The organism is Actinocorallia sp. B10E7 (assembly GCF_039871655.1).
Classification (GTDB): domain Bacteria; phylum Actinomycetota; class Actinomycetes; order Streptosporangiales; family Streptosporangiaceae; genus Actinocorallia.
Window position 1 is genome coordinate 804,322 of the sequence record NZ_JBDPLZ010000001.1, and the last position, 19,355, is coordinate 823,676.

Annotated in this window: 14 protein-coding genes; 5 read left to right on the forward strand and 9 right to left on the reverse strand. The window is 71.3% G+C overall.

The features are described 5' to 3' along the window. Window positions 1–6 precede the first annotated feature (6 nt). The 5 genes from ABGB12_RS03950 to ABGB12_RS03970 are packed head-to-tail and all read right to left on the reverse strand — an operon-like array spanning window position 7 to window position 9,219. Window positions 7–2,091, reverse strand: a complete 2,085-nt coding sequence (locus ABGB12_RS03950; RefSeq protein ID WP_347674654.1) for a type IV secretion system protein — start codon at window positions 2,089–2,091, stop codon at window positions 7–9. After that, window positions 2,088–4,538 carry an ATP-binding protein gene (locus ABGB12_RS03955; RefSeq protein WP_347674656.1) on the reverse strand — a complete coding sequence of 817 codons (2,451 nt, stop codon included), beginning with the start codon at window positions 4,536–4,538 and terminating at the stop codon, window positions 2,088–2,090. The genes ABGB12_RS03950 and ABGB12_RS03955 overlap by 4 nt, the downstream gene beginning before the upstream one ends. Further along, complete coding sequence (locus ABGB12_RS03960; RefSeq protein WP_347674657.1) at window positions 4,535–7,951, reverse strand: TcpE family conjugal transfer membrane protein; 3,417 nt, start codon at window positions 7,949–7,951, stop codon at window positions 4,535–4,537. The genes ABGB12_RS03955 and ABGB12_RS03960 overlap by 4 nt, the downstream gene beginning before the upstream one ends. A 28-nt stretch (window positions 7,952–7,979) precedes the next feature. Then, window positions 7,980–8,261, reverse strand: a complete 282-nt coding sequence (locus ABGB12_RS03965) for a hypothetical protein (protein WP_347675037.1) — start codon at window positions 8,259–8,261, stop codon at window positions 7,980–7,982. Between the two features lie 16 nt (window positions 8,262–8,277). Continuing rightward, a complete protein-coding gene (locus tag ABGB12_RS03970) occupies window positions 8,278–9,219 on the reverse strand; it encodes a conjugal transfer protein (protein ID WP_347674658.1) in 942 nt (313 codons plus the stop codon). Between the two features lie 421 nt (window positions 9,220–9,640). Here ABGB12_RS03970 and ABGB12_RS03975 point away from each other — a divergent pair, with 421 nt between their 5' ends. Together ABGB12_RS03975 and ABGB12_RS03980 are read left to right on the forward strand one after the other, a co-directional pair. Next, the gene (locus tag ABGB12_RS03975; protein ID WP_347674660.1) at window positions 9,641–11,323 is read left to right on the forward strand and encodes an MFS transporter; all 1,683 of its coding nucleotides are present in this window, start codon (window positions 9,641–9,643) and stop codon (window positions 11,321–11,323) included. Between the two features lie 60 nt (window positions 11,324–11,383). Beyond that, window positions 11,384–12,670, forward strand: coding sequence for a PAS domain-containing sensor histidine kinase (locus ABGB12_RS03980; RefSeq protein WP_347674662.1), 1,287 nt, complete (start codon window positions 11,384–11,386; stop codon window positions 12,668–12,670). A 62-nt stretch (window positions 12,671–12,732) separates the two neighbouring features. Here ABGB12_RS03980 and ABGB12_RS03985 read toward each other — a convergent pair whose 3' ends face one another. The 3 genes from ABGB12_RS03985 to ABGB12_RS03995 form a co-directional block, all read right to left on the reverse strand. Continuing rightward, window positions 12,733–13,146, reverse strand: coding sequence for a hypothetical protein (locus ABGB12_RS03985; RefSeq protein WP_347674663.1), 414 nt, complete (start codon window positions 13,144–13,146; stop codon window positions 12,733–12,735). Between the two features lie 175 nt (window positions 13,147–13,321). Next, the gene (gene ychF, locus ABGB12_RS03990; protein ID WP_347674665.1) at window positions 13,322–14,401 is read right to left on the reverse strand and encodes a redox-regulated ATPase YchF; all 1,080 of its coding nucleotides are present in this window, start codon (window positions 14,399–14,401) and stop codon (window positions 13,322–13,324) included. 18 nt (window positions 14,402–14,419) lie between these two features. Beyond that, window positions 14,420–15,391, reverse strand: a complete 972-nt coding sequence (locus tag ABGB12_RS03995; protein WP_347674667.1) for an alpha/beta hydrolase fold domain-containing protein — start codon at window positions 15,389–15,391, stop codon at window positions 14,420–14,422. Window positions 15,392–15,483: 92 nt separating this feature from the next. Here ABGB12_RS03995 and ABGB12_RS04000 point away from each other — a divergent pair, with 92 nt between their 5' ends. Both ABGB12_RS04000 and ABGB12_RS04005 read left to right on the forward strand, forming a co-directional pair. Continuing rightward, complete coding sequence (locus ABGB12_RS04000; RefSeq protein WP_347674668.1) at window positions 15,484–16,749, forward strand: DNA recombination protein RmuC; 1,266 nt, start codon at window positions 15,484–15,486, stop codon at window positions 16,747–16,749. A gap of 111 nt (window positions 16,750–16,860) precedes the next feature. After that, window positions 16,861–17,343, forward strand: a complete 483-nt coding sequence (locus tag ABGB12_RS04005) for a DUF6542 domain-containing protein (RefSeq protein WP_347674670.1) — start codon at window positions 16,861–16,863, stop codon at window positions 17,341–17,343. Between the two features lie 44 nt (window positions 17,344–17,387). Here the strand turns inward: ABGB12_RS04005 and ABGB12_RS04010 are convergent, their stop codons facing one another. After that, window positions 17,388–18,356, reverse strand: coding sequence for a 4-hydroxy-3-methylbut-2-enyl diphosphate reductase (locus tag ABGB12_RS04010; RefSeq protein ID WP_347674672.1), 969 nt, complete (start codon window positions 18,354–18,356; stop codon window positions 17,388–17,390). A 222-nt stretch (window positions 18,357–18,578) separates the two neighbouring features. On the opposite strand from ABGB12_RS04010, the gene ABGB12_RS04015 reads away from it, so the two are divergent. Next, window positions 18,579–19,298, forward strand: a complete 720-nt coding sequence (locus ABGB12_RS04015; RefSeq protein ID WP_347674674.1) for a hypothetical protein — start codon at window positions 18,579–18,581, stop codon at window positions 19,296–19,298. Window positions 19,299–19,355: the final 57 nt, after the last annotated feature.

Sequence of the window (19,355 nt, forward strand, 5' to 3'; positions counted from 1 at the left end):
GCGGTCTTAGTCGTCGGAGGAGTCGGCCGAGTTCAGCCAGAACGGGGCGGGGGGCTCGGTGTCGGCGACCCGCTTGGCCCACAGCGGCGGAGCCTGGTCGCGTGCGGCGGGCGCGGGGGTCTCCCGCTGCCTGGGCACCGACGCGCCGGTGACGCCGCCGCCCGGCTTCGGCTGAGGAGCCGGCTTGGGGGCCGGTTTGGGGGCGGGCCGCTCGCCCGACGAGGCGGGTCTGCCGCCGCCTCCGCCGCCCTTGCGGGAGAGCGGGCGGGGGTTCGACGCCGGACGGCCCGCGCCCGTGGACGTGCGGCCGCGGCCCGCCACGGCGACGCTCCCGCCGCCTCCGGTGCTTGCGGAGCCTCCGCCGCTCCTGCTGTTGGGCAGGTTCAGCGGCGGCGCGGTGTCGGCGACGCGGCCGGATCCGGCGCCCGCCGGATCGGCGGTCCGGACCTTGGTGCCCAGCGAGCCGGAACCGGACTTGACCGCGGGTTCGTCGGGGCCGATGCCCGACAGCGCGGGCGCGCCGTCCTCGCGGCGGACCAGCCGGGACAGCGCGGCTCCCGGAGCCGCGGCCTGCGCGACGCCCAGGGTGTTCTTGCGCATCGTCGCGATGGACTTCTCCAGTTCGCTCTCCGAGCGGGCGCGGGAGACCGCCGAGTACCCCACGGACGCGAACAGGTGCTGGAACGGCTTGCGGTAGATGAACGCCGCTCCGGTCACCAGGGCGATGAGCATGATCTGCAGGCCCCAGGGCAGGCCCTCTCCGAGGATCACCCCGTAGGCCCACAGCAGCAGGGCCAGCACCCCTATCAGCGCCGCCTGTTTGAGCAGCATCGACAGCAGGAGCTCCAGCCATCTGACGGCGATCACCCGGCCGATCCCCGGGTGGATGCCGATGCCCAGGAAGATCGGGCCGGCCACCAGCAGCAGCAGGAACGCGATCTTCACGATGATCAGAGCGACCGAGATGACCAGGATGAGCAGGCCCGCGACCAGCGCGGCGAACAGCGCGCCGAACGCGACGGCCAGCCGCGACGTCCACTGCTTGCCCTGGAAGAGCGGGTAGACGCCCGGGTACTCCGACTTGATGCTCTTGGCGACCTCCTGGTAGGCGTCGGCCTTGGCTCCCATGTCGGGCTTCTCGTCCCCGTACGTCTCGGGGAGGTCGACGGCCTGGGCGTACAGCAGCTTGTCGGCGTGATCCTTGACGATCTCGGCCTCGGGGTCGGTGGTGCCGAACTCGCCCATCAGCCACGGCTTGCAGACCAGGGCCACCCACAGGCCGTTGGCGTTGCGGGTGGTGGCGTCCAGCTTGGAGGCGTCCAGCGTCGGCTTGCCCTCGGGTGTCGGGACGCACGTGGCGCCCGTCCCGCTCTGCGGCAGCGCCGCGTTGAACGCCGCGCCGGTGGCGTTGGAGACGGTGGTGCCGAGCGTGGTGAAGTCGCCCGGGCGGGCGATCAACCAGATCAGGCCGACCATCGCCGCGACCATCCAGATGGTGCCCTCGGCCACCTTGGACGTGCGCTTGCGGACCAGCCCCCACCAGGCCAGGGTGAGCGCGCCGAGGATGACGACCGGCGTCCAGTAGCGGGCGTTGAACGTCTTGCCGATGCCGGTGATGACCTCGTCGACGGTGTCCTTCAGCCAGCCCAGCAGCGACTCGGACGCCGCCGCCTGGTAGACGCTGATCGTCGTGCGGTCGATGGCGCGGACCAGCGTGAAGAGCGTGTTGGAGACGGAGTTGCCGATCATGGCCATGGCGTCGCCGCAGCCCATGTCGACGGCGTACCACGTCTGGCCCGCGGTGCCGTAGCGGTCGTAGTAGGTGAGCTGGTCGGCGGCCGTGGCCTTCAGCTGCTCGCTCGGGTGGTCCGGCGGCTTGATCAGCCCGTCGGAACCGGAGCCGTACGCCTCGGGGGCGGGGGCGGCGGCGGGCGCGCAGGCGTCGTTGGGGTTGGTGCTCCACGGCGGGTCCGGGGCGGCCGCGGCGGCGGGCGTCATGAGCATGAACGCGGCCATGCACAGCAGCAGCACCACGGATCGTCGACGACCCGCTCCCCGGCGAACACGGCCGACGGCACGTCGGAGTCTCATCCGGCGTTCTCCTCTGGGTCAGCCCCCGTCTTGGACAGAACCGGCTTCTGGCGGGTCGGGTTGGTGTCGAGCCAGCGCAGAAGCTCCTCGGAGATGAGGTCCACGCCCACCCGTCCCGCCCGTCCGTCCAGATCCCGGAAGATGCACTCGCCGTTGCCGAGGTTGCGCAGCACGCCCTTGTGCTCGTCGGAGGCCTCGACACCGAGCAACGCCATGACATTGCCGACCTCTCCCCGCTCGCTGGAGCGGAAGGAGAAGACCGACGAGAGACAGTTCGTCACCTGCTCATTCAACAGGTCACCGGCATTTTGCGAAACCAAGATCAACGCAGTGTTGCGGGAGCGGCCCATCCGCGATACTTCCGGCACCAGTTTGGCGCCCTCGGGTGTCGAAGTGATGGCCCACGCCTCGTCGAGGAAGATGGCCTTGGGCAGCCTTCGGTCCAGCCCGTGCATGAGCCGGCGCGCGAACTGGGAGACCAGGTACATCAGGGCGACCGAAAGCCGCTGTTCGTAGGAGTAGTCCTCACGGTTGATCGCCACGTCCGGCAGGGTGAGTCCGCCGAGCGTGAAGACGGTCGTCCAGCCCTCGGTGTCGATGCGCTCCCCCCCGTACGGGTCGAAGCACAGGGACGCCAGCCGCATCTCCGACATCGACCGCAGTACCGCGCCGAGGTTCTTGGACGCCGCGTCCTCCGCCGCCTCCAGGTGGTCGACGACCTTGCCCAGCGACGGGCGCTCGCCGTTGGCGACCGCGCCGACGGCCTGGATCATCGCCGACTCGCGCTCCTCCGACATGCGCGGCAGCAGCAGCCGCAGCGTCTCGGTCGCCATCGTCTTCTTGGCCGCCATGTCGTCGCCGAAGCCGAACGGGTCGAGCAGGCCCGGCGCCGCCGAGCCCAACGGCAGCGTCCTGGCCTTGCGCCCGCGCGCCTTCAACAGCTCCACGAGTGCTTCCGCGTCACCTTTGGGGTCGATAGCCGCGATCGTAACGCCGCGTAGTGCCATCTGATAGATGAGCAAAAGGGCCAGAGTGGTCTTACCGCCGCCGGGCTCGCCGGTGATGGCGATGGCCGTCGGACGGTTGCGCGCGGCTGCGACCAGCGGGTCGAAGTGCACGATGCTGCGCGCCCGGCCCAGGGTCTCGCCGATGTAGGGACCCGTCCAGCCGCCGCCCACGTCGTCCCTGCGGTCGCCGAGGTCGACGGTGGCCACCGGCATGCCGCCCGCGATCGTCCGCAGCGGCTGGCGCTGGGCGTAGGCGTTCAGGCGGATGCGGTCGCCCGGCAGGGACTCGCTGAACAACGAGAACTGGTCGCCGGTCGAGTTCACCACGTCGATGCCGATGTCGCGGTAGTGCTCGACGACGGCGTCCACGCGCTGGACGAGCAGCTCCTCGGTGTGGGCCGTCACGATGAGGCGGTGCCAGCCGTAGACGAACGGGAGGCGCTCCTTGGTGATGCCGTGCTCCAGCATCCGGGCCGCGTCGATCTGCTCCGCCAGCGCGATCGGCGCCTCGGCGCCCGCCTCACGGATGTGCGCGTCCATGTCACGGGCGTGCGCGAGCTTGCGCGACACGTCCTTGGAGGCCAGCGCGGGCGGGATGAGACGCATCCGCGAACTGATCTCGACGGGGAAGGAGAGCGAGTCCGCGTAGTGCAGCCACGGCTCGCCGTCCGGGAACGGCATCAGGTCGGGGAAACGCGCGAACGAAAGGTACGCGGTGTAGGACTCGCCGCCCGGCTGCTCCATGCGCAGGTGGGAACGCCCGTTGTGGATCGCTCCTTCCACCAGCGCCTCGATCTCGCCCGCGCCCCAGCGGCGCTTGGAGACGGCCGACGGAGGCGGGTCCGCGAGCGCGCCCGTCACGGCGTGCTGGAACAGCCACGCCACCTCCACGGACGTCGCGTGGCGGGCGCGCAGAGCACCGCTGGACAACGCGCGGCCCAGACGTTCCGCCTGCTCCGTCCAGCGCTTGATCTCGCGCTCGTCGACCGCGTCGTCCTCCAGGCCGAGCGTCCGCTCGGACTTGCGGTAGAAGCCCAGGAGCGTGCCGAGCGAACCCTGCAGCTGCACGCCGCGCTTACCGAGGCGGACGCCGAGGTAGACCTCCTTGGACCAGAAGTCCTTCGCCCAGACGTGCGAGTACATCTCCTCCAGGTACGCGCGCCAGCCGGGGCCGTTGTCGCTCGTCCTGTCCAGCGCCAGGGCCCACTCGGCCGCCGGGTACGTGCGGTGCGCGATCCGCAGGTGCACCTCGGCGTCCTGCATGCGGATCGTGGCGAGCGCGATGGTGAGGTTCGTCGCGAGCGCCTCGCGCTCCTCGGCGGTGGTGAACTCGTAGCTGAACGTCGGCAGCCGGAAGTAGGCCCAGGCCGAGTGCTCCGCGAGGAGGATGCGGTCGTCGAAGTACCGGACGGCCAGCCGACTCGTCTTCGTCCGACTCACTGCGTGCGCTCCTGATGGTAGGGGGACGGGTCCTGGTACCGCTCGGGCAGGACGGAGAAGCCACCCGCGACCACCGCGCTCAGGGCCAGGTAGGCCCGTCTCGTCGGCGGCCTGAGGGCCTTGAGTTCGTTGCGGGGCGACCGGTCGAGGCTGAGGTGGTCGTCCCAGGGGATGCGGACCAGCGCGCGGCACTGGCCGCGCGCCACCTGCTCGGCCTGCTCCACGTCGCCCTGGCTGCGGCGGCTCACCCCGTTGATGACGGTGACGGCGCGCTGGCGGAGGTCGTGGTAGCCGTGGCCGTCGAGCCACTCGAACGTCATCGCCACCGCGCGCGGGGCGTCCGCGCTGGCCGGGGCGACCAGGACGATCTGGTCGGCGTGCGGCAGCACCCTGCTGACCACGCCGGCGGCGGCGTCCAGCAGGGTGACGCTGTAGAACCGGTCGAGCGTGCGGATCGCCTGCGCGTAGTCGCGGTCGTCCAGCGAGTGCAGCGGGGTCTTGCCCGCCGCGACCACGTCCAGGCCCGACTTGGAGCGGCTGGTGTAGCGCCGGATTCCCGACAGGCTGCCGATGTGCTCGGAGTTGGCGATGAGCGACGTGAGCGTCTCATGCGTGTCGATCTTGGTGCGGCGGGCCAGCGCGCCGGGACCCGGGTTGACGTCGAGCGCGACGGTGGGCTCCCCGCAGTACTGCGCGAACGTGTGCCCCATCATCAGCGTGGTGACCGTCTGGCCCGCGCCCCCTGTGCAGCCGAGCACCACGATGTGGCGCTTGCCCTGGAACGGGCGCTGCAGCCGCTCGATGTAGTCCTGGTCGACGGGGTTGCCGCGGCCGAGCAGGCGGCGCAGGCCGCCCGGCTCCTCCATGGGCTGGTCCGGAGGCGTGATCGCCTGGACCCGCTCCACCGGCGGGGCCGGCACCGGTGTAGGCCGGGGCCGCACCGGAGAGGCCGGGCCGGAACGCACCTCGCGGGGCGGCGGCGGAAGCTCCTCACGCGGCGGCACGATCCTCGGCGGCTCCGGCTTGACCGGCCGCCCCCGCACCGGCTCGGGCAGCCGGTCCCTGCTGGGCGCCCCCGGCCACACCGACCGCTCCGGAGCCCGTCCGCCGAGCCCCTGGTCGCCCTCGACCGCGGTGATCCGCGGACGCTGCCCGCGCCCGCCGAAACTCCCCGGCGGTTCCCCCGGCCCGCCCGGCCGCTCGTCCTCGTGCCCCGCCGCCGGCACCGCGTACCCGCCGGACGGCGCCTCCCGACGTTCCCGCTCCACCGGCACATCCTCGGGCATCCGGGACCCCGGACCCGCCATCGGCACCACATGGCCGCCAGACGGCGTCTCCCGCCGTTCCGGCGCTCTCTCGGACGGCCGGGGCCCCGGACCCGCCATCGGCGCCTCACGGCCACCGGACGGGGCCTCCCGCCCCGACGGCGTCTCCTCGGACGGCTGAGGTCCCCGAGCCGCCGCCGGTCTCGCGTGTCCGCCGGACGGCGCCTCCCCGCGTTCCCGCCGGTTCGGGTCCGCCGGCGTTCCTTCGGCGGGCGCGGAGCCCGAGGCCGGCGTCGCGGAGGCCGGGGGCACGGGGGCCTGCGGGGCCGACGAGGGCGTGACCTGGGGAATGTCCGGTGCCGTCGTCGGCGGCGGGGCCACCCGTGCGGGGGGCAGCTTGCCCGGAGCCGGAACGGGAGGCCAGATCTGCTGGTCCGTCCGGTTCGCCACCGAGTTCACCGGGCTCACCTGCGCGGCGGGCGCGGCGGGCGCGGCGGGCGTGCTCTCACGCTCGGGCCGCTGCTCCGCCTCGTCTCCCTGAGGCCGTTCCTCTTCTCTGAGCCGGGGCGGCGGGGTCGAAGCCGCTCCGAACGAACCCGGCACCCGTGGGATGTCGGGCATGGTCGCGGGCGGCTGCCCCACCACGGGGCGCTCCGCGCTCTCCTCGTCCGCCTCGGCTGGCGTGTGCTCCTCGTGCACGACGGCCTCGTCCCCCTCCGGAACGGGCCCGGACGAACCGGGAGGTCCGACCGGTGTCTCTCCGCCCGCGTGCACCGCGTCCCCTTCCCCCGAAGGCGACGGCCCGTCCAGGCGCCGTCCGGCGTCGTCTCCCTGCCGAACTTCCTCGTGGGCGCGCGGCTCCTCCGCGTGCTCCGCTTCCCCGGGCCGCTCGGTGTCTCCGCTCCGCGCCGGCTCCTCGTCGCGGGCGACGTCCTCGGTCCGGTCGATGTCCAGCGGCCGCACGGACTCCTCGTCGCGGATCCCGGCCTCGGGCCGCGCGGGCTCCTGCGCCTCGGTTCGTGCCTCCTCCTCCGCCCGGATGGCCTCTCCCGTCCGCGCGGCGTCCTCGTTCCTCTCGGACTGCCGCGGACCGGCGGTCTCGTCCGCACGCGGCGGCTGCTCGGCCGGGGCCGTCTCGGCCGAGCGGGCGGGCGTCCGCGGGCGGGGAGGGGTCGGGGGCCGCTGGGCGCGGGCCGCCTCGGCCGCGCGGGCCGCTTCCTCCGCGCGGGCCGCCGCGGCGGCCTGGCGGATGGCGGCGGCGTCGAAGGTGGTGCGGACGGCGTGGGTGGGGGTGCCCGCGGCGTCCGCCTCGGCTCCCGCGGGACGCCAGTACTGGAGTTCCTCGCCGGGGCGGCGAATGCCGGAGATGAGGGCGCGCTTGGGGGGCTCGGCGCGGGACGGCGCGGCGGAGGCCGGTTCGTCCTCGGGTTCGGTCGCGGTCTCCACCCGGACGGGCTCGACGGGCTCGGCGGGGACGGGCTCGGCCGGCGGGACGGAGCCGGGCGGCACGGACTCGGTGCGCAGCGGCTCGGCCGGCGAGTCGAGGGTGGGGGTGACCGGGATCGGCATGCGCTCGGCGGGCTCGGGCGCCGGGACGTGCTGGACGTTCATCTGCGCCTGCATGCGGGCGACGGCGCCCTGGTGGGCGGCCGCGTACTCGGCGGCGTACTCCGACAGCGGCTGGGGGGCGTCGGCGGTCGCGGGGGTCGGCGCGGCGGGGGCCTGTGGGCGTGCCTGCGCCGGCACCTCGGTGAGCGCGTCGAGCGAGGGGGTGAACTGGCGGGGCGAACGCCACACGCGCGCGACGACCACGACCTCGCGCGGTTCCCGGATCGGCGTCAGGCGGCACCAGGTGCGGGGCTCGCTGAGGTAGCGCGCCTGCGACTGCAGCAGCTCGTTGAGCCGTTTGCCCTCGATGACCGGACGGGTCGCCAGCCAGGCGACGACCCCGGGCGGGACGAGGTAGAGCACGTGCCACGGCGCGCTGAACGGCACGCCGAAGAACTGCAGGAGAACGATCCAGGGCAGGAAGGAACCCGCGTACACGCCGATCGTGACCAGCGGAAGCGGCATCGGCAGCCGCAGGTCGTAAAGCTTGTACAGCCGTTTCTCAATACGCCAGACATTGGTGTATGTGGGCAGATCCATGTGCCGCTCCCCTCGCCGTCGGCCGACCTCAGTCCAGGTCGACGCCCAGCGCCTTGGCGATGGCCTTCGCCGTCACCTCGATGATGTTGGGCACGTAGAAGATGATCCCGATGCCGATGGCCAGCAGGATGAACTGCGCAAACCGGGTGATCTCCCGGGTGAAGAGGAAGAACAGCGCGACGATCGAGACGATCACCAGGAACAGCGGACCGAAGAGGTTCCGCAGCCAGGTCGCCAGGTCGTCGGTGTTCAAATCGTCCGCGGCTGCCAGCGTCTCCAGGGGGAGGGTCGCCGCCAGATGGTGGAACAGCACTAAAACCTCATTTCTAGGACCCGGCCCGCACGGCGCCGCGGATCGAGCGAACATTCCACTGGTCGCTCTTCTTCACCACGACGAGCTCGTAGGTCTGCGTGAGCCGACCTTCCGTCCCACGAGGCTGGGTCGGGGGGACCTTCCACTGCACGGTCGCGGTGACCGTGCGTTCGTCGGAGTCACCGGGAGGGGCGTCCACCTCGAGGATCGTTTCGAGGTTCACCGCCGACCCCAGGCCGGTGATGGCTCCGCCCTCGGTGTAGCGCTGCAGGTTCAGCGCGTTGCTGTTGCCGTACGCCTCGAAGAAACCGGTCAGCTGGGTCTTCAGCTGCGCTTCCAGTTCCTCGTCGTGCTCCCCGCCGCCCTCCTGCGGCAGCTGCGCCTTCTTCGGCGCCTCGAGCAGCGCGGGCGGCCCGGAGATGACGAACGCGCCGTCCCTGGCGTACACGGGGACCGCCAGGGTGATCCAGCGCGAGCCGACCTTCGCCGCGATGTCGACGATCGCGTTGTTCACGTCCTTCACCTGGACGGACAGCAGCTGGATGTGCTGCGCCGACAGCTGACCCAGGCCGTCCCACCCGAACTGCGCGTCGGCTCCCTCGGGAAGGAAGCGCGCCAGTTCCTCCTGGCGTCCGCCGGACGCGTTCTCGTCGTAGTTCAGGTACACCTGCGCGAACTGCAGCGCGTACGCCGACGCCTGGGTCTGCGGGAACTTCGGCTTGCCGTCGTCGGCGCTCGTGGTCGAGGACGGCGTCTCCGCGGTGAACCGTTCGAACGGCGCGCGGATCCCGTTCACTATGACGACCAGCACGAACGTCCACAACAACGCCCGTCCGACCCAGATCCACCAGCGGCCGCCGCCTCCGCTCCATTGCTTCCTGGGAGCCTTCGGCTCCTCGTCCCACGGCTCGTCGAGCGCAGCAGGACCCTCGTCCACAGCCGACCTGCGAGCCATCAACGCCTCCGCCTATGCGCCTCGCCCCACCGGCGCGCCTCATCCGTCATGTGGCCCCAAGCGTAGCCACGAGAGGCAATTGTTCCAGTGACTCACCAAGATGCCCAGTCTCGGCGCGCGGATGTGCATGTCGCACTACCCACACACATCACACAAACCTCACCTCATCCACCAGAACGCCCGCGTTCCCTAACAAGCCGGACGAATCCCCGGACACATTTCCCAGATCCAGCGCTTTCCACACACCTTCGAGCGACCGGCGAAGACATCCCGGAGCCCCTTCACCGGACAGCGTGCACGCACCCCGAGGTAAGGCGCCGCAGAGCGATGCGTGCACTCTGGAGAGTGAGGGGACGACGAGGTGAGCGGGGCCGGGGGCGGCCACCGCCTCTGACGACGATCGGAACGCGGGGGCGTGATCGTGGGACGACTGATCGGAACGCCGCGGGTCGACGAGGCGGCCGAGGGAGCACCGCACATCAAGGCGCTGTTCATCCCCCTCGCCGTGCAGAACTTCCTGATGGCGTACACCTCCACGGCCATGAACGTCGCGCTGGCGGACATCATCCGGGACCTGGGCACCACGCTGACCGCCGTGCAGTCGGTGATCTCGCTCTACGCCCTGGTGATAGCCGCGTTCGTGATCGCGGGCAGCAAGCTCGGCGCGCGCCGCGGCCACTGGCGCGTCTTCATCGCCGGCGCGGAGATCTTCGCGCTGGGCTCGCTGGTCACCGCGCTCGCCCCGGGCATCGGCGCCCTCATGATCGGCTGGTCCCTGCTCCTGGGGATCGGCGTGGCGCTGATGCTCCCGGCGCTGCTCTCCCTGCTCACCGCCACACTCTCCGGAACGAGCCGGACGAAGGCCCTGGCCTTGATCGGGACGATCGGAGGCCTCGGCGCGGCGGCCGGCCCCCTCCTCGGCGGGGTGATCACCCACTATCTGAGCTGGCGGGCGTCGTTCCTCATGAGCGCCGTGCTCTCGGTCGTGGTGGTGCTGCTCCTGCGGCGGGCGGGCGATCCCGAGCCGCGCCACGAGCGCCCCCGGCAGCCCTTCGACCTGCCCGGGGCCGCGCTCTCCGCCCTCGGATGCGGGCTGCTCGTCGTGGCGACCCTGCTGGCGGGACGGTACGGCCTGCTCACGGCCCGGCACGACTTCGAGGCCTTCGGCCGCACCCTGCTCCCGCAAGGCGGCCTGTCACCGGTGGCCCTGTTCGGCTTGATCGGGGTGATGCTCCTCGGCGCGTTCGCCGCGTGGGAGCTCCGTCTCGTCAAACGCGCGGGAGACCCGCTGGTGCGGGTCTCGGTGCTGAGCAACCGCACGGTCCGGTTCGCGTCCGCCACCCAGGCCCTCCAGTACCTGGTGCCCGCGGGCGCGCTCTTCCTCCTGCCGGTCTTCGTCCAGACCACCCTGGGCTTCAACGCGCTGCGGTGCGGGCTCGTGCTGCTCCCCACGACCCTGGGCCTGGTGACGGCGGCACCCGTGGTCACCAAGCTCGTCACCAACGGGCGGATGACCCAGCGCGCCGCGCAGGCCTGGTCGTTCCTGCTGATGATCAGCGGCTGCGTCCTGATCGTCGCCATGTTCCGGCCCTACGAACAGGGGGTGTTCTCCACGGGCCTGGGGTTCGCGCCGGGCCTCTTCCTCTTCGGACTGGGCCAGGGCATGTCCACGACCCTGACCGACCTGGTCCAGTCGGCCCCGCCGCCCCACGAGGTGAGCGACGTGGCGGGCCTGTCCCGCAGCGGCAACTACCTCGGGAGCGCCATGGGAATCGCGCTGGCCGGCGCGCTCATGACCGTGACGCTGCTCTACTCGTTCGAGGCCGGAGTGGACCAGAGCACCGTCCTGACCGGCGGCGAGAAGAAAATCGTCAAGGAGACGCTCGAACGGCAGGTCCAGCTCACCGCGGCGGGCGACGAGACGCTCCGCGAGAGGCTCAGGGCCCGGGGCGTCAGGGACGCCGCGGCCGACGAACTCGTCCGGATCAACGCCCGCGCCCGGGACCGGGCGCTGACCTCGGGAATCATCGGCATGGTCGTGCTGGCCGTGGGCGGATGCCTGGTGGCCCTCCGGATCCCCCGCACCCCCGTTGAAGCGAAATAACGCCACACAAAGGAGCGTTTTACTTGCGTTGCGCATTCGGAAGAAATCCGAGAGGTACCCGTGGGGTCTTCTGAGATCGACTTCGAGGCCGCCTGGTCGGCCATGCCGCCAGGCGCGCTGCTGCTGACGCGGGACCTCGTCATCGTGGCGGCCAACGACTCCTGCGTGCGGTGGTCCGGACGCCCCCGCGAGGAGATCGTCGGCCGGACGCTCTTCGATGCCTTCCCCCACGACCCCTCCGACCCCGAGGAGTTCGAGGGAAGGCAGGCCCTGCGCCGCTCCATCGAACGCGTGTTCGCCACGGGCAACCCCGAGACCATGCCCCTGCAGAAGAACAGCGCCCAGGTGCCCGGCAGGCCCGATGTGTTCGAGGAGCGCTACTGGAGCCAGATGAACATCCCGGTCCCCGGCCCGGACGGCCGGGTGGCATTGGTGATCAACCGGTTCGAGGAGGTCACCTCCGCCCTTCAGAGGCTGCGGCGGCTCGAACCCGACACCCCTCTGCGGGCCCAGCTCGAGGTGATAGAGAACGAGGTCAACACGCGCTCCCGCGAACTGCAGGACCTCAACGAACGGCTCATGCAGGCCTACGACATCCAGCGCCGGCAGGCCGAGGCGCTGAAGGAGGCGGTCGAGCGGCAGAGGCAGTTCGTCTCCGACGCCTCACACGACCTGCGCACCCCGATCACCGGGCTGCAGATCCGGCTCGAAGACGCCCTGGCCGACCCCGACGCCGACCCCCAGCAGGTCCTGCAGGCGGTGCTCCAGGACGCGATGCGGCTCAACGACCTGGTCTCCGACCTGCTCGAGCTCTCCCGCCTGGACGCCGGAGCGCCCGCCCCCGTCGAGGACGTCGACCTGGCGGAACTCGCCACCGAAGAAGTGCGGCGTCAGAGCCTCACCCACCACGTCTCCCTCCACCTCGAGCCCGGCGTGGTCGTGCGCGCCTCCCGGATCCGGATGTCCCGGCTGCTGGGCAATCTGCTGACCAACGCCGACCGCCACGCCGAAAAAGAGATCCAGATCATCATCTCCGACGAGGCACCCGAGGCCGTCCTGGAGGTCAGGGACGACGGCCAGGGCATCCTCAAGGGCGAACACGAGAAGATCTTCGAGCGCTTCCACCGCTCGGCCCTCTCCCGCAAGAAGGACCCCCGCGGCACCGGGCTCGGCCTGTCCATCGCCCGGGAGATCGCGAAGACCTACGGCGGACGCCTCTACGCGACCGACAACCCCGCCGGCCGCGGTGCGCGCCTCGTCCTGCGCCTCCCACTGGCCGGGACGGGAACGCCTGCGGACCGCCACGGCACGATGAAGACACCGGAAGCGGCCCCGGGCAGACGTTGAAGCGGAACATAGAGCGGGGCGTGCAAGGCTGGATATTTGGAGCGGTGCCGGCCTTCGCCGGGTCAGGAAGCCGTTCCGCCCAGGGCCACGAGGACGGAGGAAACGGCCGCGTAGGCCAGGAGCGACGTTCCCATCAGCGGTCCCGCGTAACGGCTCGTCGTCACGTCGCTGCGGCGCAGGGGCCTGGCGAGCAGGACGAGGCCCGCGCACTGCAGCAGGCCGAAGACGGCGATGCTCGCGTCGTCGAGCAGAGCGGACAAGGGCAGGAAGTGCAGTCCTACGACGAGCGCGACCCACCAGGCCATCCAGCGCCCGGCGTTCCACCGGGCCAGGACGGCGCAGCCCAGCCCGGCGGCCGCCGCTTCGGCGGCCACCAGCACTCCGAACCAGTGGTAGCGGTCGGCGAGGGCCGTACCGCCGGACCAGTGCCGCGCGGTCAGGACACCGAAACCCAGCGCCAGGGCGATGCCGAGCACCGAACCGAGGCCGAGCCACTTACGCCACGACGGAAGCGGATCCTCCTACGCCCAGCCGAGCCACACGACGGCCATCCGGCCGAACCACGCGACGGTGAAGGTCTGGTCCCGCACGAATTCAGTCAGCACCGGATGTTCGAGCCGCCGTTTCCCACTCCGTCGCCGGGGTCATCGTTCAGACGTTGAAGCGGAACTCCACGACGTCGCCGTCCTGCATGACGTAGTCCTTGCCCTCCATGCGGGCCTTGCCGGCGGCGCGGGCGGCGGGGATGGAGCCCTCGGCGACGAGATCCGCGAACGAGACGACCTCGGCCTTGATGAAACCCCGCTGGAAGTCGGAGTGGATGACGCCGGCGGCCTCGGGGGCGGTGTCGCCCTTCTTGATCGTCCAGGCGCGCGCCTCCTTCGGGCCCGCCGTCAGATAGGTCTGCAGGCCGAGGGTGTCGAAGCCCACCCGCACCAGCTGGGCCAGGCCCGACTCCTCCTGGCCCATGGACTGCAGCAGCTCCAGGGCCTCGTCGTCGGGGAGCTCGATCAGCTCGGACTCGATCTTGGCGGAGAGGAACACCGCCTTGGCGGGGGCGACCAGGGCGCTGAGCTTGTCGCGCAGGGAGTCGTCGCCCAGCTCGTCCTCGTCCAGGTTGAAGACGTAGATGAACGGCTTGGCCGTCAGCAGGTGCAGCTCGCGCAGCAGGGCGAGGTCCGCGCCGGACGCGTACGCCGTCACGCCCTCGTTCAGCTTCTCCTGGACGGCCTTGACGGCCTCCAGGACCTGCGGGGCGTCCTTGTCCTTCTTGAGCTTGACCTCCTTCTCCAGCCGCGGCACCGCCCGCTCGATGGTCTGGAGGTCGGCGAGGATCAGCTCGGTGTTGATCGTCTCGATGTCGCGCAGCGGGTTGGTCTCGCCGTCGACGTGGGTGACGTCGGGGTCGTTGAAGGCCCGGATGACCTGGCAGATCGCGTCGGTGTCCCGGATGTTGGCCAGGAACTTGTTGCCCAGGCCCTGCCCCTCGGACGCGCCCTTGACGATGCCCGCGATGTCCACGAACTCGATGGTCGCGGGCAGGATCCGGGCCGACCCGAACACCTCGGCCAGCTTCTGCAGCCGAGGGTCGGGTACCCCGACCACACCGACGTTCGGCTCGATGGTGGCGAACGGGTAGTTCGCGGCCAGCGCGTCGTTCTTGGTCAGGGCGTTGAACAGCGTGGACTTGCCGACGTTGGGCAGGCCGACGATCCCGATCGAAAGGCTCACGACTGAGGAGTTTAGTGCTCACCGGGAGGTGAGGAACTCGCCGATGCTCCGCAGCGCCGCCTTGGCCTCGGGAACGAAGTCCGCGAAGACCGGGAACACGTGGACCTGGCCGATCCACTCGTGGTGCACCACCTCCGCCCCGGCGGAGGAGGCCAGCCGTGCCACCAGCCGGGCGTCGTCCCGCAGGATCTCGGTGGTGCTGGAGATCAGAAGCAGCGGCGGGAAGCCCGCGTAGTCCCCCCTCGCCGGATCGAACAGCGGGCTGTCCTCGGGGGCACCGTCGCAGAAGACCCCTCCCAGCCAGGCCAGTTTCACGGCGGGGATGAGGTGGTCGCTCAGCTCGTTCGAACGGTGGGACTCGGCCGCGCACAGCAGGTCGGCCCAGGGCGAGATCGCCACCACGGCCCCGGGGAGCGGGGTGCCGCGCCTCTTGAGCGCGTGGACCAGGCTGAGCGCCAGGTGGCCGCCCGCCGAGTCGCCGGCGACCGCGATGTCCTGCGGCAGGTGGCCCCGGGCCAGCAGGGCGTCGTAGGCCAGCAGGGCGTCGGTGAGCGCGTCCGCCGGGGTGTGCTCGGGCGCCAGCCGGTAGTCGACCATGAGGACGGGACGGCGGGTGGCCGCCGACAGCCGCCAGGACAGGCCCCGGTAGAGCCCGGGGCCGCCGAAGAAGTAGCCGCCGCCGTGCAGGTAGAGGACGACCTTCTTCTCGTCGCTGCCGGCCCTCCGCCCGGCCCTGACCCATTCTCCGGAGAACAGCCCGAAATCCTCCTGGAGGAAGCGCACTCCCGCGGGGGTACGCAGGGCTCGGGCGGCCAGCTCGGTGGTGCGGCGGAACCGCACCAGCCCGGCGGGGGTGTCGGGGGTGCCCGCCCACAGCCGCTTGCCGCTCAGGCGGACGGCCGTCCCGAGCAGCCGCGCCCGCCGGGAGGGCGGCGCGTCGGGGCGCAGGGCCAGCGCGCGGCGGAAGGCTCGTTCGAAGGCTTCGCTCATGCCCCGCAGTCTCGCCCGGCGGGGCGGATCACACAACCGACAAGCCGCGTCGTGAAAGGGCTTTCGGCCCGTCCCGTGCGACGATCAGAGGCATGAGCGTGGCGCTGCTGACCGGACTGGTGATCGGGGTCGTGCTCGGATTCGCCCTGGCGACCGCCCGGCAGTCCTCGCTCATCGCCCGCGCCAGGGCCGCCGAGGACAAGCTCGCCTACGCCGAGCAGCGCATGGGCGAGCGGTTCGCGACCCTGTCGGCCCAGGCCCTCGACGCCTCCAACCAGCGTTTCCTGGAGCTGGCCGACGCCCGGCTCAAGGCGGCCGGCGCGGAGGCCGCCGGTGAGCTGGAGCAGCGCAAGCAGGCGGTCGAGCACCTCGTCGAGCCGTTGAAGGAGACGCTGGGCCGGGTCTCGGAGCAGCTGCGCGAACTGGAGACCTCCCGCCGGGAGTCCCACGCGATGCTGGCCAAGCAGGTCGAGTTCGTCCGCCACAGCTCCGAGCAGCTGCGCGACCAGACCCAGAGCCTGGTCCGGGCGCTGCAGCGGCCGGAGGCTCGGGGCCGCTGGGGCGAGCTGCAGCTGCGCCGCGTGGTGGAGCTGGCCGGGATGACCCCGCACTGCGACTTCTCCGAGCAGGCCAGTGCCCGCACCGCCGACGGCACCGTCCGCCCCGACCTGGTGGTCCGCCTGACCGAGGGGCGCACCATCGTGGTGGACTCCAAGGTCTCCCTCGCCGCCTACCTGGAGGCCGCGGAGGGCAAGGAGCACCGGCTGGACGCGCACGCCCGGCATCTGCGCGAGCACGTGGACAGGCTCGCCGCCAAGTCGTACTGGCAGGCCTTCAGCCCGGCCCCGGAGTTCGTCGTCCTGTTCGTGCCGGGTGAGGCGTTCCTGGCGCCCGCGCTGGACCGCGATCCCGGCCTTCTGGAGTACGCGATGGCCCGCAAGGTGCACCTCGCCACCCCGACCACGCTGATCAGCATGCTGCGCACCGCCGCCTACACCTGGCAGCAGGCCGCGCTGTCCCGCAACGCCCGCCAGGTCTTCGACGTGGGCCGGGAGCTGTACGAGCGGCTCGGCGTGCTGGGCGGCCATCTGGACGACCTGGGGCGTGCCCTGTCGGGCGCGGTGCGCGGCTACAACCGGACGGTCGGCTCGCTGGAGAGCCGGGTCCTGGTCAGCGCCCGCAGGCTCAACGAGCTGGGGGTCACGGACGCCGTGCTGGAGGCCCCGGGGCCCGTCGAGGAGTCTCCGCGCGCGCTGTCCGCCGCGGAACTTCTCGGAGCCGAGATTCCCGGCACCGTCGACAAGGTAGGTTTCGCTGCGCGGCCCATCTCCGGCCGGCCGAGTTCAGAGGACGCCTGAATGACCACTCGAACCGGCGGGAAGACCGGGAAGACCAGGAAGACCGGTAGCACCGGAAAGGGCGGGAAAACCGGGGGCTCCGAGAAGAAGGCTGCACGGACGGAGGAAGACGTGCAGCGGCGGAGGCAGGGCCGGCGGCAGAAGAAGCGGCCGGCGGCACCCCTCACCCTCACCGCGCGCGGCGGGATCGCCGCCGTCTTCGTGCTGAGCCTGCTCGGCGCGCTGGTGGACGTCTCCTTCCTGCCCGGCCTGGTCTTCGTCACCGCCTGCGTGCTGGCCGCGCTGTTCACCAAACCCGCGGACCTGCCCACGCTGGTGGTGGCCCCGCCGCTGGTGGGCTTCCTGGCGACGCTGACCGCCGAGGTGGCGGGCGCCCTGAACGGGGGCTCGCTCCTGCGGAGCCTGCTGATCGCGGTGCCGCTGGAGCTGGGCGCCCGCGCGCCGTGGCTGCTGGCGGGCACCGCGCTGACCGCGGTCATCGCCTTCCGGCGCGGGGTGCTGGAGGCCTGGCGCGAGATCAGCCTCAAGGCCTCGGGCTTCCGGCTCACCCAGGAGCGGCAGACCGAGGAGGACCCCGTCCGCTGGGACGAGTGAGCGTCCGGGGCGGCCCGGCCGGGCCGCCCGCGGCTCTCAGTGGCTCAGGACGGCCGCGGCGCGCGCAGGTCCTCGCGCAGCTCGCGGGGCAGCCCGAAGACCATGTGCTCCTTGACCGACTCGATCTCCTCGACGTCCTCGAAGCCGTGCGAGGCCAGGTACTCCAGCACGCCGCGCACCAGGATCTCCGGGACGGAGGCGCCGCTGCTGATCCCGACGGTCCGCACGCCCTCCAGCCAGGACTCCTCGATCTGCTCGGCGTAGTCGATGAGGTGGGCGTCCTTGGCCCCGTAGTCCTTGGCCACCTCGACCAGCCGCTTGGAGTTGGAGGAGTTGCGCGAGCCGACGACCAGGACCAGGTCGGACTCGGCGGCGATCTCCTTCATCGACGTCTGCCGGTTCTGAGTGGCGTAGCAGATGTCGTCGGACGGGGGGCTCTGCAGCGACGGGAAGCGCTCCCGCAGCGCGTCGACCGTCTCGTTGGTCTCGTCCACCGAGAGGGTCGTCTGGGAGAGCCATACGATCTTTTCGGGGTCACGCACGGTAACGTTGGCGACGTCCTTGGGGCCGTCGACCAGCTGAATGTGCGCGGGGGCCTCACCGGTGGTACCGATCACTTCGGGGTGGCCCTGGTGCCCGATCAGCAGAATGTCGTAGTCGTCCTTGGCGAAGCGCACCGCCTCGCGGTGCACCTTGGTCACCAGGGGGCAGGTGGCGTCGATCGTGCGGAGGTTCAGCCGCGCCGCCTCCTCGTGCACGACGGGGGCCACGCCGTGCGCGGAGAAGACGACGATCGCGTCCTCGGGGACCTCGTCGGTCTCGTCCACGAAGACCGCGCCGAGCTCCTCGAGGGTCTTGACCACGTGGACGTTGTGGACGATCTGCTTGCGGACGTAGACGGGGGCGCCGTACTGCTCGAGCGCCTTCTCCACCGTCTGCACCGCGCGGTCCACGCCCGCGCAGTAACCACGAGGCTTGGCGAGCAGTACCCGGCGAGTGCTTGAAGAGGCCATGGTCACATTTTACGTTCCGTCACCCGTGTCTCGATACCACCACTCGAATGTGATCCAATCCACCGCTGGACACCCCATATTTCCGTTCACCGGGGGTGACCATCCCCGAACGCGTACGGCACAGTGTTATTGAGTCATCGAGTCACCTAGTTATCGACGCCTACTCCCACACTTCCCGTACGAGCCAGACACTGCGCTGTCGGACGAAACAGGAGCTGAACGATGCCGCGTACCCCGCGAGAAGTGGGCAAGCAGGTCCAGGAGGCGGTGAACGAGCAGGTCAGAGACCTGCCCCTTCACGCGGCGCGCCTGGCCATGTTCGGCGTGGGCCGGACCCTGCTGCTCACCGACAGGGTCACCAAGGACTACAAGGACCTCCGCGGCGGCGAGCTGCGGCCGGTTCTGGACAGGCTGATGGGCGACGCCGAGCGGCTCACCCACAAGGTGGGCTCCCGGCTGGAGGGCACCACGGTCGGCCGCGTGCTGGAGCTGGTCGTGCCCAAGCCCGCGCCCGTCCCGCAGGAGACGCCGGTGGCCCGGCCTCCGCGTCCCGCCAAGGCCAACGGGACCGTCGCCGGGACCGGCGAGATCACCATCGGCAAGCCCGCCACCGTGCCTCCGCCCGCCCCGGTCCCCGAGCCCGTGGACGAGCGGCCCGAGCTCGTCCCGGTCCTCGAGCCGGAGGTCGACCAGGAGCTCGTCGACGCGGTGGTCGAGGAGATCATCGAGCCCGAGCCCGTCCCGGGGACCACGCTCACCGAGGCCGACCTGCCCGTCCCGAACTACGACCAGCTCACCCACGCCTCGCTGCGCGCCAGGCTGCGCAAGCTGACCGCCGAGCAGGTGGAGATGCTGCGCGAGTACGAGGCGGCGAACGCCGGCCGTGAGGAGCTCATCACGATGTACGGCAACCGGCTGGCGAAGCTCGCCGAGCAGGCCTGAGGACACGGTCTGGAAGGGCCCCGTACCGCTGCGGAAGACCACGCGCCGGACGGGGCC